We start from the raw sequence: 17,420 nt of genomic DNA on the forward strand, positions 1-17,420 counted from the left end.
AGCATTTTCAAGCGAAGCGGACGCGGGTTCTGAACGAGACTCCGCGCAATAGCAAAACTACCCGCGCTTGCGCTCCAGCAGGAACATGGCCTGCTCGCCGAGCAGGTTCCAGACAAACCAGGGCGCTTCGTAGCGCATTTGCGCGCCCTCCTTGTCGAGCGCCATGGAATCGACGATGCGCGCCTCGACCAGTTCGGCCAGGGCGATGAAATCGCGGATCGAGCAGAAGTGGATGTTGGGCGTTTCGTACCAGGCGTAAGTCAGGTTCGAGGTCACGGGCATGCGACCGCGCGCGGCGATTTGCCAGCGGATGCGCCAATGGCCGAAGTTCGGAAAGGAGACGATGGCGCGCTTGCCGATCCGCAGCATCTGCTCCAGCACATATTTCGGGTTGCGCGTCGCCTGCAACGTCTGCGACAGGATGACATAATCGAAACCGCCGGTCGGATAATCGGCGAGATCGACGTCGGCGTCGCCCTGCACCACCGAAAGCCCCTTGGCGACGCAATCGTTCACGCCCTTTTGCGAAATCTCCATTCCGCGCGCGTCAACCCGCTTGGTCTCGCTCAGCAGGCGCAAGAGTTCGCCGTCGCCGCAGCCGACGTCGAGCACGCGGGCGCCGTCGGTCACCATGCCGGCGACCAGCAGCAGGTCGATGCGGGTGGCGGGCTTGGCGTTCATGAGCCAAGCCCCCGCGCGCGCGCCGCGCCGGCGAGGAAGCCGCGCGTGGTCGCGACGAAATCGGGCTCGTCGAGAAGGAAAGAGTCGTGGCCCTTGTCGGTCTCGATTTCAACGAAGGACACCGAGGCCGCGACGGCGTTGAGCGCGTGGACGATCACGCGCGATTCCGCCGTGGTGTAGAGCCAGTCGGAGTTGAAGGAGACCACGCAGAACCGCGTCGGCGAATGTTTGAAGGCGCGCGCCAGCGAGCCGCCGTAGTCCTGCGCGAGGTCGAAATAGTCGCAGGCGCGGGTGACATAGAGATAGGAGTTGGCGTCGAAGCGATCGACGAAGGTCGATCCTTGGTAACGAAGGTAATTCTCGACCTGGAAATCCGCGTCGAAGGAAAAGGTCTTTTCCGCGCGATCCTGCAACTTGCGGCCGAACTTGCGCTGCAACGCCTCTTCCGAGAGATAGGTGACATGGGCCGCCATGCGCGCCACCGCCAGCCCCTTGGCCGGGCGCACGCCTTCCTCGATGTAACGCCCGGCCCGCCAGTTCGGATCGGCCATCACCGCCTGCCGGCCGACTTCATGAAAGGCGATGTTCTGCGCCGAATGGCGCGCGGCGCTGGCGATGATCATGGCGGAAAACACCTTTTCCGGGAACAGGGCCGCCCATTGCAGCGCCTGCATCCCGCCCATCGAGCCGCCGGCGACGCAAAACAGGGTCTCGATCCCCAGGCGCTCCACCAGCATGGCCTGCGCGCGGGCCATGTCGGCGATCGTCACCACCGGCAGGGTGAGCCCATAGGCCTTGCCGGTCGCGGGATTGAGCGAGGCCGGTCCGGTCGTGCCCATGCAGCCGCCAAGCACGTTGGAGCAGATGATGAAATATTTTTCGGTGTCGAACGGTTTGCCGGGGCCGACCAGGGCGCACCACCAGCCCGGCTTTCCCGTGACAGGGTGCGCGTTGGCCACATGCTGGTCGCCGGTCAGCGCGTGGCACAGCAAAATGGCGTTGGACTTGTCCGCGTTGAGCTGCCCATAGGTCTGGTAGGCGATGCTGAACGGGGCGAGCATCACTCCGGCCGACATGGCGAGCGGTTGGGATGAGTCGAAATGCGCGATTCGGCTGTGGGGGGCGTCCGCCTCGGCATTGCAGGGAAAGTGAAGGGTCTCGGTCAAGTTGGCCTGATGTCCTCGTTCGTTTTTCCGAACAAACCGTTTTTTATATAGGATATTGACGTGACGGCGGTCAAGCCGGGCGTCGCGGGCATTTGCCAGAATGGTTTAGCCCCCTATACAGGGAGCCGCGCGCAAGAAAGATAGAGACGCCCCTGCCATGAGCGAGACCAAAGCCCTCGAAGGCCTGTCGGATCTTCGGTCGGAAATCGACCGGATCGACACCGAGATGCATGCGCTGCTGATGCAGCGCGGAGAAATCATCGACCGGCTCATAGCGGTGAAAGCCCGGCAGGGCGGCGGCTCGGCGTTCCGGCCGGGACGCGAGGCCGACATGATGCGGGAGATCGCTTCGCGCCACCACGGCCGCTTGCCGCTCGACACGGTGGAGAGCATCTGGCGCGTGATCATCTCCACCTTTACCTACGTTCAGTCGAATTATTCTGTTCACGCCGATCTGTCCGGCGGTGATTCGGCGATGCGCGATTCCGCCCGGTTCCATTTCGGCTTCACCGTGCCCTTGGTCGGCCATGCGACGCCTGGCGAGGCGATCGCGGCGGTGGCGGGTTCGGGAGGGCCGGACGCCGGCGGCGATCTCGGCATGATCCGCGCCGGTTTTCATGCCGAGGACGCCCGATGGTGGGAGCGCCTCGCCGCCGCCGACGCGCCAAAAATCATCGCGCGGCTTCCCTTCGTCGAACGGCCGGGCCACCCGGCGGGAACGCCGGTCTTCATCATTTCCAATCCGCTGGCGGAAGCGGCGGCCACCGATGTCGCGCTGTTTTCCGCGCAAGGCGGCGGCGCCGCGCCCGACGTGAGCGGTTGGGCCGCGCAGGGGTGTGACACGCTCGGCCAGAGCGAGGGCGAGGGTTTTTCCCTGTTGCTGTCGGCCCCCGGCGACTGGGACGCCGACCGCCTCAAGCAACTGCCGGGCGGCGCGGCCCTCGACCGGATCGCCTGGATCGGCAGCCATGCCGAGCGATTCGCGCTTCCCGCTTAAGACTCGCCCTTCAATAAAGCGGCGTGAGCACGCCGACGTGCAACGGCCCGAGATAGGCGCCGCCCTGCGCAAGACGCAGGGTCAGCGCGATGCTGTCATCGCCCGGCTTGTCCCGATCCCGCGCCGACGGTTTTCCGCCCAACAAGGCACCGAGCAGCGCATTGGCCGCGCCCGGCGCCATGGGCAGGCCGAGCCGGGCGGCGAGCGGTCCGGCGCCGCGGGCGTCGATGTTGAGCGTTCCCGCCAGCCTGTGCGCGTCATCGAGCGCCAGCACGCCGTCGAATCGCGCGGTGAGCGCGCCCCAGCGCCATTCGGCCTTGTCGATGCGGGCCGCGCCTTGCGCCCGCCGCCAGTCCTCCAGCGCCTGCCGCCAGTCGTTGCGCGGCGCGAGCAGCGGAAACAGGTCGCCGGAGACGGTGAGCGCGTTGGGGCCGGGATCGCGCAGCAGGCTTTGCAACAGCGGCGCCGTCAGCCCGGTGACATCGGCTTCGACGCGCAGCGAGGCAACGCCGTCGCGGGAGGAGGGGCGCGCGACAAAATTCAGCGTCTGCGCGTTGAAGGCGAGGCCGGCGTCGATCACCTCGGGCCGCCAGTCGAGCGCGCGCGCGTTCACCGCCACCTCGGTGAGACCGCCAAAGCCCCAGGCGAAATCGAACGTCGCGCCGTCGTGACGCAATTTGGCGAAGCCGCCCCCCGCATTGCGCAAGGCCACCGGGCTGGAAAAGCTCAAGACGACGTGATTGGGCGACCACAGGCTGGCCACGCCCTTGACCTCGTCGGCGGTGAAAACGAGATCGCCGCCGCCCAGCTTGAGCGGCGCCTTCATCTGGCTACAGGTCAATTTCAGGCGGAACGGAAAGCCGCCGATCTCGCTGCCGCCGCAGAAATCGGCGAAAGCGACGCCGTTGAAGGCGGGCTGGTGCAGATAATCGCCGAGTTTTTGCGCCGCGACCAGCCAGGACAGGCTCAAGCCCAGCGCCAGGGCGGTGACGACGCCGAGCACGATACGCGACAAAGAGCTGGAGGAAACGGCGGCCATGATACCCTCGCGACGAGAACGCTTCCTTGTGCCAAGTTTCGGGGCGGAAGTCTGCCTTTTTGTCAGAGCGCGAAAATCGGCGCCGGCCGCAGGTCGTCCGCGACCGCGCCGCGCGCCTCCGGCGTGTCCGCCAGCAGATGGACATGGAGCGCCGTCGCGCCGCTGCGCCGCGCCCGCTCGGCCCAAACAGCGAAATCCTCGCCTTCCGGCCGAAACACGAAGGCGATCTCGGCCGCGCCGAAACTTTGACGCACGGCGGCGATCACGGCCCGGTCCGGGTCGAACGCCGGTTCGTCGGAGATGGTGTGGACCGAGCAGATGTAGCGTCGGCCGGAACGACCGCGCCAGGACTGGAACAGGTTTTCGAGGCTCGTGGCGCGCAAGGCGGCGAGCGGGCGGCTACAGGCGGTGAGTGGGGCGGCGGCGGTCATTTTGTTCTCATGAGCGTTACGTCACGAGAACAAAAAAGAACAAAATAGGAATAAAGTCAAGCCGCGTTTGGGCTGGCTTCGTTCCGCGCCAGATTGACCGCCAGAGCCGGATTCTCGGCGATCGCCTCCGCGATCAGGCGGTTGCTCGCCTCTTCGATCACCTGCTGCACTTGGGCCAGGAACGCGGATGTCGACAGGCCCGGGGGGATGGCGGGCAGGAATTCGACGATGATGGTTCCGGACGGGCGCATGAAGCTGCGGCGCGGCCAAAACAGGCCGGAATTGAGGGCGACTGGCACGCAGGGCGCGTTTTCGGCCGCATAAAGGTGGGCGACCCCGGCCTTGTAGTGCGGCGGCGCGCCGGCGGGGCGTCGCGTGCCCTCCGGGAAAATGAAGATCGCCCGCCCCTCGGCGATGGCCGCGCGCGCCTCCGTGACCAGTTGTTTCAAGGCGGCGGAGCGGCTGTTGCGGTTGATGGCGATCTGGTCGGCGCGCACCAGATATTGCCCGAACAGCGGGATGAACGTCAGTTCGCGCTTCAGGATATAGGTGAAGTCGCGCAATTGCGTGCAGAGCGCGAAGGTTTCCCAGGCGGACTGGTGCTTGGCGGCGATGATGCAGCCTTCGGTCAGAAGATTTTCCTTGCCGCGAAACTCGACCCGGGTTCCGCAAATCTTCTCCATCAGCCAGATCGACGACCAGCCCCAGTAATGCGCCAGTCGGATGATCGTGAGCCGGCCGAACAACATTGTCGGCAGGCCCAGGATCAACAGGGCCGTGAGGTTGGCGTAAAACAGGACGTTGAAGGCGAGGGAGCGAAGAAAAAGCATGGGTTCTGTTTTGCGGCGCCGGCGCGCGATTGCAAGCGTTTTTGTCAATGCAACTGGCGAAGGCTGCGATGCACGATGATCCGCGACGTCAGGCCCGTCAGCCCGGCCACGCCCAGCGACAGCGCGGCGATCGCCGCCAGCCCGCCCCAGCCCAGCGTGAAGGCGCCGAACATCGCTTCCGCCTGTTCGCCGCCGGCGCTGGTGGTCCAATGCCGCGACAGGGCGCCCAGAGCGAAAAACAGGACGGCCGCCGCGCCGCCCCCGATCGCGCCGCCGCGCAGGCCCAGCCGCAGGAAATGGCGCTGGAATTCTCCGGCGATGAACGAATCGGCCGCGCCGACGTAATGCAGCGCCTGGATGATGTCCTTGGCCCCGGCCATGGCGCCGCGCGTGGCGAAGCCGACCGCCAGCCCCATGGCGGTGAGGACGAGCGCGAACACGCCGAGCGCCGAGGCGACGACCACATCGGCCATGGTGGAAAGCCGCTGCATCCAGGCGCCGTGATTGTCGAGATTGGCGTTGGGCAAAGCGGCGTCGAGCGCGGTCCGCAGGCCGATCTCGTCGAGTTTCTTCGAGTCGTCGCGCTTGACCGAGATCAGGCGCGGCACGGGCAATTGGCTCAGGTCGAGGCCGGCGCCGAGCCAGGGCGCGAGCAAGTCCTCCGACTGCGCCTTGCTCAGCGCCCGCGCCTCGCGCAGCGCGGGGAAATTCGCGATGATTTCAACGACCTTGCGCGAATCGGCGTCGAGGTCGCGGCCGGGGCGCGGCATGATCTGGATGGTCATTTCCGCGCCGACCTGGCCGCGCCAATCGTGCGAGGCCTGCGTCAGCAGCAGGGCGAAGCTGGCGGTCAGGGCGGCCAGGAAGGTCATGATGGCGATGACCACCGACAAGGCCGCGCCGGCCACGGAGGCGGCGGGCACCAGCGGCGTGTCGGTGAAACTCTCCTGGGTTTCCTCGTCGTTTCGGGGCCGGCGCGCCAGAAAATTGACCATGGCCGCCTCAATCGTAAATGTGCAGACGGCCGTCGCCGAGCACGAGTCGCCGCGCCCCGTCGAACTGGTCCATCAGGTTGAGATCGTGCGTGGCGATCACCACGGACGTGCCGGACTTGTGCAATTCCTGGAACAGCCGCAGCAGCCGCCGCGCCATCACGGGATCGACATTGCCGGTCGGCTCGTCGGCGAGCAGCAGTTCCGGCCGCATGATCAGGGCGCGGGCGATGGCCGCGCGCTGCTTCTCGCCGCCGGAAAGCACCTGCGGATGGGCGTGCAGGCGCTGGCCGAGACCCACCCACTCCAGCAATTCCAGCACTTCCGCGCGATAGGACGGCTCCTCCTTGCCCAGGACGCGCAAGGGCAAGGCCACGTTCTGGTAAGTGGTGAGATGGTCGAGCAGGCGAAAATCCTGGAACACCACGCCGACCTTGCGCCGCAGCGCCATCAGCGCGCTCTTGTCGAGCGTCGCGGAATCCTCGCCGAACAAGGTGATGAGGCCGCGCGTTGGCCGCAGCGCCAGCAGGATCAGCCGCAACAGCGTGGTCTTGCCCGCGCCCGACGGTCCGGTGAGGAACTGAAAGGATTGCGGCGCAATGACAAAACTGAGGTCGCGCAGGATTTCCGCGCCCATGCCGTAGCGAAGACCGACATTTTCGAATCGGACCAAACCCGCCCTCCCAAAGCCGATCGTATTGAACCCGTTTCGCGCGCGCGAAACGCGCGAAACGAATCACCTTGTTAACTTGCCATTAACCATAGCGTAACAGGAATGGCGGACGAGGATTCTCCCCAAAATTTTGACGAGACGGACCATGACCTTTGCAAAGCTGACGCCCATGGCCGATTACGACCGCGCGCGCGCGCCGGCGCGCCCGTCCCGTCCGGCGCCCGCCGCCGCGTCCGCGACCGGGAAAATGCGCGGTCCCGGCGCGCTCGCTCTGTGCGCCGGCCTCACGGCGGCCTGGATGGGCCTCGTCGGCGGCCGCGCCCAGATCGTGAAGATCGTTCCGGGCGCCGCGCCCGTCTATGCCGCGCTCGGCCTGAAGGTCAACCTGCGCCAGATGGACGTGCTTGGCGTCACCGCCAGGCTGGTGGAAGAGGACGGGCGAAAAATCCTGCTGGTCGAAGGCCAGATCAAGAACATCGACGCGAATCCGCGCACGCCGCCGCGCATGCGCCTGGCGGTCGAGGACGGCCAAGGCCGCGAAATCTATTTCTGGACGGCCGCCCCGCCGAAATCGCGCCTCAGTCCCGGCGAGAACGCTTACTTTCGCGCCCGTCTGGCCGCGCCGCCGGACGAGGGGGCGGAGGTGCGGGTGCGCTTCGCGCCCGAGGCGAGCGCGACATGAGCCTGGACATTCTGTTCAGCGAGGCCGAGATCGGCGCCCGGGTCGAGGCCATGGCCTATGAAATCGCCGAGGCCCTGCCCGCGCGGATGCTGGCGGTTCCCATCATGACGGGCGCCTTCATCTTCGCCGCCGACCTTTTGCGCGCGCTTTATCGCGCCGGCGTGGAGCCGGAGGTCGATTTCTTTCAGGTCGCCTCCTATGGCGAGGGGACGGTCTCCTCGGGAAATGTCCAACTTTTGCGCGAAATCCGGGCCGATGTGACCGGGCGCGACGTGTTGTTGATCGACGACATTCTGGAATCCGGGCGCACCCTGACCTATGCCCGGAAGGCGTTGATGGATCGCGGCGCCCGCCGGGTGTTGATCGCCGTGGCGCTGGAGAAGCCGCACAAGCTCGTGGTCGATATCGCCGCCGATTTCGTCGGCTTCCAAAGCCCGGATCGGTTCGTGATCGGCTATGGCATGGATTACGCAGGGAAATATCGGGAATTGCCGTTCATTGGGGCGCTGGATCAGGCGTGAAGGCCGCGTCGGCGGATCGACCCATTGCGCGCCAGGCCCCAGGGGAGTTTCGCCAGGGCAATCGGGTGAATAACGAAGAGGCGCGGACGGTCGTGTTCCCTTCTCCCCAAAGCCCGTCGCAAGACGCCCGTCCTATCGGACGGGCTATGGGGGTCGGATGAGGGGGGGGTCAAACACAAGAACAAAGGCGTTTTTCCGTGACTAGCGGTCCCCTCATCCGTCTCGCCGCCTGACGGCGGCGATCCACCTTCTCCCGCAAGGGGAGAAGGAGTCCCCGCCTAACCGCTATATGCGTTCACCCGATTGCCCTGCGAGTTTCGCCCCGTTCCGCGCCGGCCGGCAAAAGCTGCGGCGCTCAGGCGGGTTCGCGGGCCAGGCGCTCAAAAATCGCCACCGCCTCGGCTTCGGTCGCGCGATCGATCGCGCCGGCGTTCACCTCCGCCTGAGTCCACATCCACGATCGCGCCGGGTCGTCGCGCATCGCCCAGCCCGGAAACAGTCTTTCGGTGACAGTGCGCCGGCTCAGCAGCTTGATGTCGAGGTGGCGACGATCCCACCCGATTCGCTGATACGCCGCCTCGACCAATTCTTGCGGTCCTTCGAGCAGTTGCAGATACAAATCGCCGCGGCAGATCAGCGCCCCGGTAATGCCGTCGCGCTCGTTGCAGCGTCGCGAAACTGCAAGGATCGCGGCGAGCGCGCCTTCGTCGAAGCCGAATGGACGTGAGGCGTAGATCAATTGGATCATCGGCATATGCCTGTTCCCTTGGCGGTCTGTTCCGCGCCCGGATTGCTGGAGACGAGACCGCCGTATGCCATGCGCTTGAGGTTGGTGTCGAGCGATTCGGCGCCGCGTTTCAACCGGCGCATCGTCGCGGCGGCGCCCTGCCATGACGGCGCGCCGATCGAGGACGAGGGCGGCGCCTTGGCTTGTCTGGAGGCGCGGCTAAAACCCTATTGCGACCGCTGGATTTCGGTTTGGCGTGATCTTGGCGTGGTTCAGTTCAAGCTTAATCTCGACGCGCGCGATCAAATGCGCGTGAAACCATTGCCTGTCCTTGCGGAATTCAAAAAATTCAATACGATGCGAACCGCTATCCGCCGTCGCGCCGCTTTTCCAGCCTTTTTCCCGTTAAGCGAGCGCCGGTTCGTGGGAAGAAATTGCCTTAAGACAGGACTCTCGCGTCCAGATCCGATTGAATTGGATCTGGTCTCTCGGCGTCTGGGAAATTGATGCTCCTCGTGGATTAGGAAACGCCCATGTCGACAGCGAAGGTCACGGGCCAACTCTGGTATGTCGATGGTTTCCTCGTTGGCCAACCGCACCGAATGCGACGGGCGATCCCGCCGATGAAATCGGTCGCATCAATTCCGACGGCTCCGCCCAGACGGTTCTGGTGGAATCGCCTGTCGGCTTCTCGGCGCTGAGCTATCCGGATTATACCGCCGTCGCGGCCGGCGCCGCCGCCTTGCAGAACGGGGCGGGGGTGACGCTGCTCGATCCGGGCAGCACGTCCACCGACGCCAGCAACGGCTATTACATCGGCGCCACCATCCAGATCACCGGCGGGATTTTCGCCACCGGCGACACCAGCGCCAGCGACGACCATCTCAGCGCCGGCAGCCTCGCCGGAACCAATATCGCCGCCAGCTACGCCAGCGGCGCGGAAACGCTGACGCTGTCGGGCTATGACACCGTCGCCCATTACAACGCCATCCTGAAACAGGTGCAATTCAGCGTCACCGGGGTCAACCCGACCAATTACGGCGCCAACGCCACGCGCACGGTGACCTGGACGCTGCTCGACGGCCAGAGCGACATTGCCGCCGGCGCCGGCAACAGCGCGACCACCACGGTGGCGATTGCGGCGGTGGATGTCGCGCCGGTGATCGGCGGCGCCGGAAACGCCGTCGATTACCCCTATTATGGCCCGGCGGTGACGCTGGACCCCAATCTGACGCTCGGCGATGTCGACAGCGCCAATCTGGTCGGCGCGATCGTGACCATCGGCGCTGGCCTGCGCGCCGGCGACATGCTGAATTTCACCGCCCAGAACGGCATTTCCGGCGCCTACGCCAATGGCGTGCTGACGCTGAGCGGAACCGCCAGCGTCGCCGATTATCAGGCCGCGCTGCGCGCGATCACTTATTCTTCCAGCGCCGCCGATCCCTGGGCGGCCGGGACGGACACCAGTCGCGCTGTCAGTTGGCAAGTCAGTGACGGGACGCTGTCGAGCGCGCTGGCGACCTCCGCCCTGGACATCATCCCGTGCTATTGCGAGGGAACCCGCATCCGCACCGCGCGCGGCGAGGTCGCGGTCGAGGCTTTGCGCGCGGGCGATCTCGCCGTCACCGCTTCGGGCGCGGCGCGGCCGGTGGTGTGGATCGGTTCGCGCCGGCTCCATGCCGCCAGACATCGCGCGCCTGAAAACGTCTGGCCGGTGCGCATTGCGGCCGGGGCTTTCGCCGAAAATCGGCCGCGCCGCGATCTCTGGGTCAGTCCCGGTCACAATATCGCGGTCGAGGGCGTGCTGGTCCCGGCGATTCTGCTCGCCAATGGCGCGACCGTCGCTCAGGTCGAGACCGAGTCCATCAGCTATTATCACGTCGAGATCGACGCCCATGACATTGTGCTCGCCGAAGGCCTGCCGGCCGAAAGCTATCTGGACTGCGGCAATCGCGACGCCTTCGCCAATGGCGGCGGCGCGCTGGAGCTGCATCCCGATTTCGGGCCGAAGGATTGGCGCGACACCTGCCTGCCGATCCACAAGGACGGTCCCGCCGTCGAGGCGGCCAAGGCGAAATTGCTGGCGCGCGCCGAAGCGCTTGGCCACAGCATGACCAGCGATCCCGAGCCGCGACTGCTCGCCGACGGCCGCGTCATTGGTCCGGCGCGCAGCGACGGGCGGCGGTATGTTTTCGCCATTCCTCGCGGCGCGCGGCGTCTGGTGCTGGCGTCGCGGCGATGGCGGCCCGGCCATATGTCGCCCGCCAGCGCCGATGATCGGCTGCTGGGGATGCTGGTCACGCGGCTGGAATGCGATGGCGTCGCGCAGCCCCTGGCCGCCATGGGCGAGGGCTGGCGCGCGCTGGAAAGCGCGGATTGGCGCTGGACCGGGGGCATGGCGGTTCTGCCGCCGGCGCTCCGCGAAATCGTGGTCGAAACCGACGGGGCGCCGCTTTATTGGCGCGAGGACGCCGCGACCGAACTGTTCGGCTTCGGCGGATTCCACGACGTCCGTCTGTAGCCCCCGAGTCTGGCGCAATCCGGGCAAGTCGCGACGGAAGCCATGAAATCTCCCGCCGCCTCGCCGCCGCTGGAAAACCCCTCATCGCCGCCTCGCGCGGGACCGCCGGAAACGTGGGCTTCTAGTTCCAACTGATGAAGCCGGCGGCTGGCCGATTTGATCCTGGTCAAGCGTTGGAAAAGGCGGCGCCGCTTATCTTGCGTCAATGCGGGTGACTTCACCGAAATAACCATTGCGACGGAAACACGCGCGGAAACAACCGCGCCCTGGCGGAAACAGACAAGGGTTTGGCCATGACGGAGACGTCCGAGACGACCGACAGCATTCTTGCGCCAATCATCGCGCATTATGGCGGCGATCCCGGCAACCTCCTTCAGATCCTGCGCGACGCGCAGGAGGCGCTCGACTGGCTCTCGCCGGAAACGCAAGGCGCCGTGGCCAGGCGACTGGACATTCCCGTGACCCGTGTCGCGGCGGTGGTGCGGTTCTACACCCATCTCTACGACACGCCGCGCGGCAAATATCGCGTGCTGTTTTCCCATAACATCACCGACCGCATGGCCGGGTCGCCGGCGCTGATGGCGCACATGCTGAAGCGGTTGAAGCTGAAGCGCGGCGTGGTGTCCGACGACGGGCTCGTCAGCGTCGGCAAGACCTCCTGCACCGGCATGTGCGACCAGGGGCCGGCGCTGCTGGTCAACAATCGCGCCATCACCCGGCTGACGCCGCGCCGCATCGACGAAATCTGCGACCTGATCCGCGCCCGCGCGCCCCTGGCCAACTGGCCGGCGCATTATTTCCGCGTCGAGGACAATATCGAGCGCGCCGACATGCTGCTCGGCTCGGCCTATGCGCCGGGCGAGGCGCTTCGCGCGGCGATCGCCTGCGGGCCGACCGGCATGATGGCGGAAATGAGGAAGTCGAACCTGCGCGGACGCGGCGGAGCCGGCTTCACCACGGCGGTGAAGTGGGAAGCCTGCCGCGACGCCAAGGGGGACGAGCGCTATATCGTCTGCAACGCCGACGAGGGCGAGCCCGGCACGTTCAAGGACCGCGTGCTGATGCAAAGTTTTTCCGAACGCGTGTTCGAAGGCATGGCCATCGCCGGTTATGTGACGGGCGCGCGAAAAGGGTTTGTCTATCTGCGCGGCGAATACAGCTATTTGCGCGCGCCGCTCGAAGCCAAGCTGAGCGAGATGCGGCGCAACCGGCTGCTGGGCATGAGCATTTGCGGCGTGCCCGGCTTCGATTTCGACATCGTCATTCACATGGGCGCCGGCGCCTATGTCTGCGGCGAGGAAACCGCGCTGATCGAATCGCTTGAGGGCAAGCCCGGCCTGCCGCGCATCAGACCGCCTTTCCCCGTCATCTGCGGCTACAACAACCAGCCGACCGTGGTGAACAATGTCGAGACCCTGTGCAAGGTCACGGAAGTCGCCATTCACGGCGGCCTCGCCTATGCCGGCACCGGCACGCGGCAATCGGCGGGAACGAAAATCATTTCGGTGTCGGGCGATGTGGAGCGGCCCGGCCTTTACGAATATCCGTTCGGCGTGCGCGTGTCGCAGGTGCTCGACGACGCCGGCGCCTATGACGCCGTCGCCGTGCAGATTTCCGGCGCGGCGGGCCAGTGCCTGACGCCGCAGGAATTCGGCCGGCGCATCGCCTTCGAGGACGTGCCGACCTCCGGTTCCTTCATGGTGTTCGGCAACACCCGCGACCTGTTCGAGGCCGCGTTGAACTATTCGCATTTCTTCGAGCACGAATCCTGCGGCTTCTGCACCCCGTGCCGCGTCGGCACGGCGCTGGTGGCGCGCATCATGGAAAAAATCCACAGCGGCCATGGCGCCCGCTACGAGTTCAACGAACTGACCCGCCTGCACCAGTTGATCAGCACGTCGAGCCATTGCGGCCTCGGCGCGACCGCGACCAACGCGCTTCAGGACATCATGACCAAATTCCCCACCGTGTTCGACCGCCGTCTGATCAAGCGCGACTTCGAGCCCGGCTTCGATCTCGACGCGGCGCTCGCCCGGGCGCGCGAGGTCTCCAACCGTGACGACGCCAACGCCCATCTGGCTGAAGGGGTTGATGCATGACCGACATTCCCAACAGCTTCAATCTGGACGGCGAGCCCATTCCCTTCGAGCCGGGCCAGACCATATTGCAGGCGGCGCTCAATTCCGGCCATTTCATCCCGCATCTGTGCGCCCACCCCGAATTCAAGCCGCACGGCTCCTGCAAGCTTTGCATCGTGGTGGTCAACGACCGCACGGGCGCGTCCTGCACGATGAAGGCGCTGCCCGGCCTCGAAGTGCAGAGCGATACGCCCGATCTCAACCATCGCCGCCGCACGCTGTTGCAAATGCTGTTCGTGGAGGGCAACCATTTCTGTCCCGGCTGCGAGAAGAGCGGCAATTGCCAGTTGCAGGCGCTCGCCTACGACCTGGAAATGTTCAATGACCATTTCACCCATTTCTTCCAGCCGCGCGAGGTGGACGCGTCGCATCCGGACTTCTTCCTCGACCGCAACCGCTGCATCATGTGCGAGCTTTGCGTGCGCGCCAGCCGCGACCTCGACGGCAAAACGGTGTTCGGTCTCGCCGGGCGCGGCCGGGATTTGCATCTGGTGGTGAATTCGGCCAGCGGCAAGCTCGGCGACAGCGCCTTCGCCAAGACCGACCGCGCGGCGCGGGTCTGCCCGGTGGGCGCGATCCTGCCCAAGGAGGTGGGATTCGCCAAGCCGATCGGCGAACGCAAGTACGATGAGACCCCGATCAGCCAGCTTGCGTTCACCTGCGATTGGGAGGGTTGAGATGAACGTCCGCCCGCCCATGAAGAAGCTGAAGGTCGCCACGACTTCGCTCAGCGGCTGCTTCGGCTGCCACATGTCGCTGCTCGACATCGACGAACGCCTGCTGGAGCTCGCCAAGCTGGTGGAGTTCGACCGCTCGCCGATCACCGACATCAAGACCTGCGGCCCCTGCGACATCGCGCTGATCGAGGGCGCGGTGTGCAATTCCGAAAACGTGCATGTGCTCAGGGAATTGCGGCGCAACTGCAAGATGCTGGTCGCGGTCGGCGCCTGCGCCATCACCGGCGGCCTGCCGGCGCAGCGCAACCAACGCGACGTCGGCGAGATTCTCCAACGCTGCTATGTGGACATGCCCGGCGCGCAGGGCCGCGTGCCCGACGACCCGGAATTGCCGCTGCTGCTCGACAAGGTCTATCCGATCAACGAGATCGTCCGCGTGGATTATTTCATTCCGGGCTGCCCGCCCTCGGGCGACGCCTTGTGGAAATATCTCACCGATCTGATCGGCGGGCGCATGCCCCGCCTCGACTATCAATCGTTCCGTTTCGACTGAGGCTGACATGTCCGTTCTGGAAACCGCCGAGAATCCCGAAACGCTGCGCCGCATCGCCATCGATCCCGTGACCCGCGTCGAGGGCCACGGCAAGGTCACTCTGCTGCTCGACGCCGACAACAAGATCCATCAGGTCCGGCTGCATATCGTCGAGTTTCGCGGCTTTGAGATCTTCATCGAGGGGCGGCCCTATTGGGAGGTTCCGGTCGCGGTGCAGCGTCTGTGCGGCATTTGCCCGGTCAGCCATCAACTCGCCGCCGTCAAGGCGATGGATCGGATCGCCGGTTATGACGCGATCACGCCCACGGCCGAAAAACTGCGCCGCCTCATGCACTACGGCCAGATGGTGCAATCGCACGCGGTGCATTTCTTCCATCTGGCTTCGCCCGACCTGCTGCTGGGCTTCGATTCCGAGCCGACCCGCCGCAACATTGTCGGCGTCGCCATGGACTATCCGGAGATCGCCAAACAGGGCGTGCTGCTGCGCAAGTTCGGCCAGGAGGTGATCTGTCATACCGCCGGCAAGCGCATCCATGGCACCGGCGCCATTCCCGGCGGCGTCAACAAGGGGCTGACGGTCGCCGAACGCGATGACTTGCGCCGCGACATTCCGCAAATGATCGAATGGGCGCGCGGCGCGGTGAAGATGCTGGAAAAACTGCATCTCACCAATCCCAACTTTTATAACCGCTTCGGCGAATTTCCGTCGAACATGATGGGATTCGTCAACGCAAGCGGCGAGATGGACCTCTATCACGGCGGCCTGCGCGCCAAGGACGCAGAGGGCGGGACGATTTTCGATCATGTCGATTACGCGTCCTACGGCGACGTGCTGCAAGAGGAAGTGAAGTCCTGGTCCTACATGAAATTCCCGCATATCAAGGCTTTGGGCGCCGACAAGGGCTGGTACAAGGTTGGCCCGCTCGCCCGCGTGCAGATCTGCGACCGCATCCCCAGCGCATTGGCCGAACTGGAGCGCCAGAATCTGATCGCGCTTGGCGGCGGCAAGCCGGTCCATGGCACCTTGTTGTTCCACTGGGCGCGCATGATCGAGGCGCTGCACGCCGTCGAAGTGATCGGCGCGCTGCTCGACGATCCCGACATCATCGGGACCGACCTGATGGGCGACAAGGGCGAGCGCCGCGAGGAGGCGGTCGGCGTGATCGAGGCGCCGCGCGGGACGTTGTTCCATCATTATCGCGTCGGCGAGGACGATCTCGTCAAATATTGCAACCTCATCGTCTCCACCACCAACAACAACCAGGCGATGAACGAAGCCATCCGCACGGTGGCGACGCAATATCTGACGGGACGCGAGGTCACCGAAGGGCTGCTGAACCACATTGAGGTGGCGATACGCGCCTACGATCCGTGCCTGTCCTGCGCCACGCACGCCATCGGCCAGATGCCGCTGGAGGTGGAGTTGCTGGATGCTCAGGGCGAGCTGGTCAGCCGGGCCAGGAAGAACGTGGGGTGACTGCCTTCTCCCCTTGCGGGAGAAGGTGGCTCGGCGGCGACAGCCGCCGAGACGGATGAGGGGGGCCGTGCTGCGCAACCGAGGGTGAAGCGGCGGAAGCAACCCCTCATCCGGCGCTTCGCGCCACCTTCTCCCGCAAGGGGAGAAGGGAGCGCCGTCAAGGACAAACAATGCGTCTGGTCGTTTTCGCTTGGGGCAATGAATCGCGCGGCGACGACGGGATCGGGCCGCTGCTGTTGCGCGCGCTCGAAAACGCCGGCTGGGATGAGGCCGAACTGATCGAGGATTTCCAGCTCCAGATCGAACATGCCTTGGACCTGAGGGGCGCCGACCTCGCGCTGTTCCTCGACGCCGGACGGGACACGCCCGCGCCTTTTTTCTTCAGGGAAATTTTTCCGCGCGGCGGGATGACTCACACCAGCCATGCGCTGGCGCCCGAATCCGTGCTCGACGTCTTCAGGCAGATCGAACAGGCCGCGCCGCCGCCGAGCTTTTTGCTCTGCGTGCGCGGGACGAGTTTTGGACTCGGCGAAGGCCTGTCGCCGCAGGGCGCCGCGCGGCTGGACCAGGCCCGCGCTTTTCTGGGGCGGCTTGGGGAAGCCCGGCGGCCCGACGCCTGGCGCGACGCGGCCCGCGCCTTGTAATCGGGGTATCGGGAGGCGGAGCGAAACGGGCTGGCGGTCAGGGCTGGCTTGGCTGCCGATGCGGCTTGTCCACTTGCCATTGCAGGTGGGCGCGGATCGTCGGCCATTCCGACTCGATGATGCTGTAGACGCAGGTGTCGCGCAAAGTGCCGTTGCGCGCGCGCTGGTGGTTGCGCAGGATGCCGTCGAGCTTGGCGCCGAGCCGTTCTATCGCCGCGCGGCTTTGGAAGTTCAGCGCGTGGGTGCGCAATTCCACCGCGATGCAGTTCAAACTCTCGAAGGCGTGGGTCAGCAGCAGCAGCTTGGCCTGCGTGTTGAGTCCCGTGCGCTGGGCGCTTTGCGCCAGCCAGGTCGAGCCGATCTCGACGCGCCAGTGTTTGCGGTCGATCGCCATGAAGCTGGTCATGCCGACCGGGCTTTTGCTGGCGTCGAAGATGGTGAAGGGCAGCATGGTCTTGTCGGCCAGCAGGCCGAGGCGCCGGTCAATATCGAACGCCATCTTTTCGGGTTCGGGCGCGGTCGTGTACCAGTGGCGCCAGATCTCGCCGTCGCGCACCGCTTCAACGAGCGCGTCGCAATGGCTTTGCGACAAAGGCTCCAACCGGACGGCGCGGCCCGAAAGTGTGACCGGCTCGACCGGCATCAACGTCGTCATTGCGCTTTCCCGCTCA

At 65.5% G+C, this 17,420-nt stretch carries 19 protein-coding genes; 10 read left to right on the plus strand and 9 right to left on the minus strand.

Annotated features, from left to right (window positions below; genetic code table 11):
- Positions 1–57: 57 nt before the first annotated feature.
- Together metW and metX are read right to left on the minus strand one after the other, a co-directional pair.
- The gene (gene metW, locus CCR94_RS09060; RefSeq protein WP_104507545.1) at positions 58–681 is read right to left on the minus strand and encodes a methionine biosynthesis protein MetW; all 624 of its coding nucleotides are present in this window, start codon (positions 679–681) and stop codon (positions 58–60) included.
- Positions 678–1,757 (minus strand): homoserine O-acetyltransferase MetX, encoded by a 1,080-nt coding sequence (metX, locus tag CCR94_RS09065; protein WP_104507630.1) that lies wholly within the window; start codon positions 1,755–1,757, stop codon positions 678–680. Before metX ends, metW begins: the two co-directional genes overlap by 4 nt.
- A 247-nt stretch (positions 1,758–2,004) precedes the next feature.
- Between metX and CCR94_RS09070 the strand changes: the two genes are divergently transcribed.
- Positions 2,005–2,844, plus strand: coding sequence for a chorismate mutase (locus CCR94_RS09070; RefSeq protein ID WP_104507546.1), 840 nt, complete (start codon positions 2,005–2,007; stop codon positions 2,842–2,844).
- Between the two features lie 10 nt (positions 2,845–2,854).
- Here CCR94_RS09070 and CCR94_RS09075 read toward each other — a convergent pair whose 3' ends face one another.
- The 5 genes from CCR94_RS09075 to ftsE all read right to left on the minus strand — a co-directional run bounded on the left by CCR94_RS09075 (position 2,855) and on the right by ftsE (position 6,809).
- Complete coding sequence (locus CCR94_RS09075) at positions 2,855–3,883, minus strand: DUF2125 domain-containing protein (protein ID WP_104507547.1); 1,029 nt, start codon at positions 3,881–3,883, stop codon at positions 2,855–2,857.
- A gap of 62 nt (positions 3,884–3,945) precedes the next feature.
- Complete coding sequence (locus CCR94_RS09080) at positions 3,946–4,314, minus strand: hypothetical protein (RefSeq protein WP_104507548.1); 369 nt, start codon at positions 4,312–4,314, stop codon at positions 3,946–3,948.
- Positions 4,315–4,370: 56 nt separating this feature from the next.
- Entirely contained in the window at positions 4,371–5,144 is a 774-nt protein-coding gene (locus tag CCR94_RS09085; RefSeq protein WP_104507549.1) for a lysophospholipid acyltransferase family protein, read from the minus strand.
- A 44-nt stretch (positions 5,145–5,188) separates the two neighbouring features.
- Positions 5,189–6,139 carry a cell division protein FtsX gene (locus CCR94_RS24500; RefSeq protein ID WP_146089928.1) on the minus strand — a complete coding sequence of 317 codons (951 nt, stop codon included), beginning with the start codon at positions 6,137–6,139 and terminating at the stop codon, positions 5,189–5,191.
- A 7-nt stretch (positions 6,140–6,146) separates the two neighbouring features.
- Positions 6,147–6,809, minus strand: a complete 663-nt coding sequence (ftsE, locus tag CCR94_RS09100; RefSeq protein WP_104507552.1) for a cell division ATP-binding protein FtsE — start codon at positions 6,807–6,809, stop codon at positions 6,147–6,149.
- A gap of 145 nt (positions 6,810–6,954) precedes the next feature.
- Between ftsE and CCR94_RS09105 the strand changes: the two genes are divergently transcribed.
- Together CCR94_RS09105 and hpt are read left to right on the plus strand one after the other, a co-directional pair.
- The gene (locus CCR94_RS09105) at positions 6,955–7,491 is read left to right on the plus strand and encodes a DUF3426 domain-containing protein (RefSeq protein WP_104507553.1); all 537 of its coding nucleotides are present in this window, start codon (positions 6,955–6,957) and stop codon (positions 7,489–7,491) included.
- Positions 7,488–8,012: a hypoxanthine phosphoribosyltransferase gene (gene hpt, locus CCR94_RS09110; RefSeq protein ID WP_104507554.1), complete on the plus strand. Its 525-nt coding sequence runs from the start codon at positions 7,488–7,490 to the stop codon at positions 8,010–8,012. Before CCR94_RS09105 ends, hpt begins: the two co-directional genes overlap by 4 nt.
- A 355-nt stretch (positions 8,013–8,367) precedes the next feature.
- On the opposite strand, the gene CCR94_RS09115 is transcribed toward hpt, so the two are convergent.
- Entirely contained in the window at positions 8,368–8,766 is a 399-nt protein-coding gene (locus CCR94_RS09115; protein WP_104507555.1) for a BLUF domain-containing protein, read from the minus strand.
- 171 nt (positions 8,767–8,937) lie between these two features.
- Here CCR94_RS09115 and CCR94_RS09120 point away from each other — a divergent pair, with 171 nt between their 5' ends.
- The 7 genes from CCR94_RS09120 to CCR94_RS09150 all read left to right on the plus strand — a co-directional run bounded on the left by CCR94_RS09120 (position 8,938) and on the right by CCR94_RS09150 (position 16,749).
- Entirely contained in the window at positions 8,938–9,246 is a 309-nt protein-coding gene (locus tag CCR94_RS09120; protein ID WP_146089929.1) for a hypothetical protein, read from the plus strand.
- A gap of 163 nt (positions 9,247–9,409) precedes the next feature.
- Positions 9,410–11,260, plus strand: a complete 1,851-nt coding sequence (locus tag CCR94_RS09125; protein ID WP_104507557.1) for a Hint domain-containing protein — start codon at positions 9,410–9,412, stop codon at positions 11,258–11,260.
- Positions 11,261–11,553: 293 nt separating this feature from the next.
- Positions 11,554–13,359, plus strand: coding sequence for an NAD(P)H-dependent oxidoreductase subunit E (locus CCR94_RS09130; protein WP_104507558.1), 1,806 nt, complete (start codon positions 11,554–11,556; stop codon positions 13,357–13,359).
- Entirely contained in the window at positions 13,356–14,075 is a 720-nt protein-coding gene (locus CCR94_RS09135; protein WP_184421588.1) for a 2Fe-2S iron-sulfur cluster-binding protein, read from the plus strand. Before CCR94_RS09130 ends, CCR94_RS09135 begins: the two co-directional genes overlap by 4 nt.
- 1 nt (position 14,076) lies before the next feature.
- Positions 14,077–14,628: an NADH-quinone oxidoreductase subunit B family protein gene (locus CCR94_RS09140; protein WP_104507559.1), complete on the plus strand. Its 552-nt coding sequence runs from the start codon at positions 14,077–14,079 to the stop codon at positions 14,626–14,628.
- A gap of 7 nt (positions 14,629–14,635) precedes the next feature.
- Entirely contained in the window at positions 14,636–16,105 is a 1,470-nt protein-coding gene (locus CCR94_RS09145; protein ID WP_104507560.1) for a Ni/Fe hydrogenase subunit alpha, read from the plus strand.
- Positions 16,106–16,275: 170 nt separating this feature from the next.
- On the plus strand, positions 16,276–16,749 hold the full coding sequence (locus CCR94_RS09150; protein WP_104507561.1) for a hydrogenase maturation protease: 474 nt from the start codon (positions 16,276–16,278) through the stop codon (positions 16,747–16,749).
- Between the two features lie 37 nt (positions 16,750–16,786).
- On the opposite strand, the gene CCR94_RS09155 is transcribed toward CCR94_RS09150, so the two are convergent.
- Complete coding sequence (locus tag CCR94_RS09155; protein ID WP_104507632.1) at positions 16,787–17,392, minus strand: GNAT family N-acetyltransferase; 606 nt, start codon at positions 17,390–17,392, stop codon at positions 16,787–16,789.
- Between the last annotated feature and the right edge of the window lie 28 nt (positions 17,393–17,420).

The sequence above is a fragment of the Rhodoblastus sphagnicola genome, from assembly GCF_002937075.1.
Taxonomy (GTDB): Bacteria; Pseudomonadota; Alphaproteobacteria; order Rhizobiales; family Beijerinckiaceae; genus Rhodoblastus; species Rhodoblastus sphagnicola.

Coding starts and splice junctions, on each gene's coding strand:
- CCR94_RS09070 (WP_104507546.1), top strand. CDS start 2,005: ATGAGCGAGACCAAAGCCCTCGAAGGCCTGTCGGATCTTCGGTCGGAA.
- CCR94_RS09135 (WP_184421588.1), top strand. CDS start 13,356: ATGACCGACATTCCCAACAGCTTCAATCTGGACGGCGAGCCCATTCCC.
- CCR94_RS09075 (WP_104507547.1), bottom strand. CDS start 3,883: ATGGCCGCCGTTTCCTCCAGCTCTTTGTCGCGTATCGTGCTCGGCGTC.
- CCR94_RS09150 (WP_104507561.1), top strand. CDS start 16,276: ATGCGTCTGGTCGTTTTCGCTTGGGGCAATGAATCGCGCGGCGACGAC.
- CCR94_RS09115 (WP_104507555.1), bottom strand. CDS start 8,766: ATGCCGATGATCCAATTGATCTACGCCTCACGTCCATTCGGCTTCGAC.
- CCR94_RS09105 (WP_104507553.1), top strand. CDS start 6,955: ATGACCTTTGCAAAGCTGACGCCCATGGCCGATTACGACCGCGCGCGC.
- metW (WP_104507545.1), bottom strand. CDS start 681: ATGAACGCCAAGCCCGCCACCCGCATCGACCTGCTGCTGGTCGCCGGC.
- metX (WP_104507630.1), bottom strand. CDS start 1,757: ATGTCGGCCGGAGTGATGCTCGCCCCGTTCAGCATCGCCTACCAGACC.
- CCR94_RS09130 (WP_104507558.1), top strand. CDS start 11,554: ATGACGGAGACGTCCGAGACGACCGACAGCATTCTTGCGCCAATCATC.
- CCR94_RS09080 (WP_104507548.1), bottom strand. CDS start 4,314: ATGACCGCCGCCGCCCCACTCACCGCCTGTAGCCGCCCGCTCGCCGCC.
- CCR94_RS09085 (WP_104507549.1), bottom strand. CDS start 5,144: ATGCTTTTTCTTCGCTCCCTCGCCTTCAACGTCCTGTTTTACGCCAAC.
- CCR94_RS09140 (WP_104507559.1), top strand. CDS start 14,077: ATGAACGTCCGCCCGCCCATGAAGAAGCTGAAGGTCGCCACGACTTCG.
- CCR94_RS09155 (WP_104507632.1), bottom strand. CDS start 17,392: ATGCCGGTCGAGCCGGTCACACTTTCGGGCCGCGCCGTCCGGTTGGAG.
- CCR94_RS09145 (WP_104507560.1), top strand. CDS start 14,636: ATGTCCGTTCTGGAAACCGCCGAGAATCCCGAAACGCTGCGCCGCATC.
- hpt (WP_104507554.1), top strand. CDS start 7,488: ATGAGCCTGGACATTCTGTTCAGCGAGGCCGAGATCGGCGCCCGGGTC.
- CCR94_RS24500 (WP_146089928.1), bottom strand. CDS start 6,139: ATGGTCAATTTTCTGGCGCGCCGGCCCCGAAACGACGAGGAAACCCAG.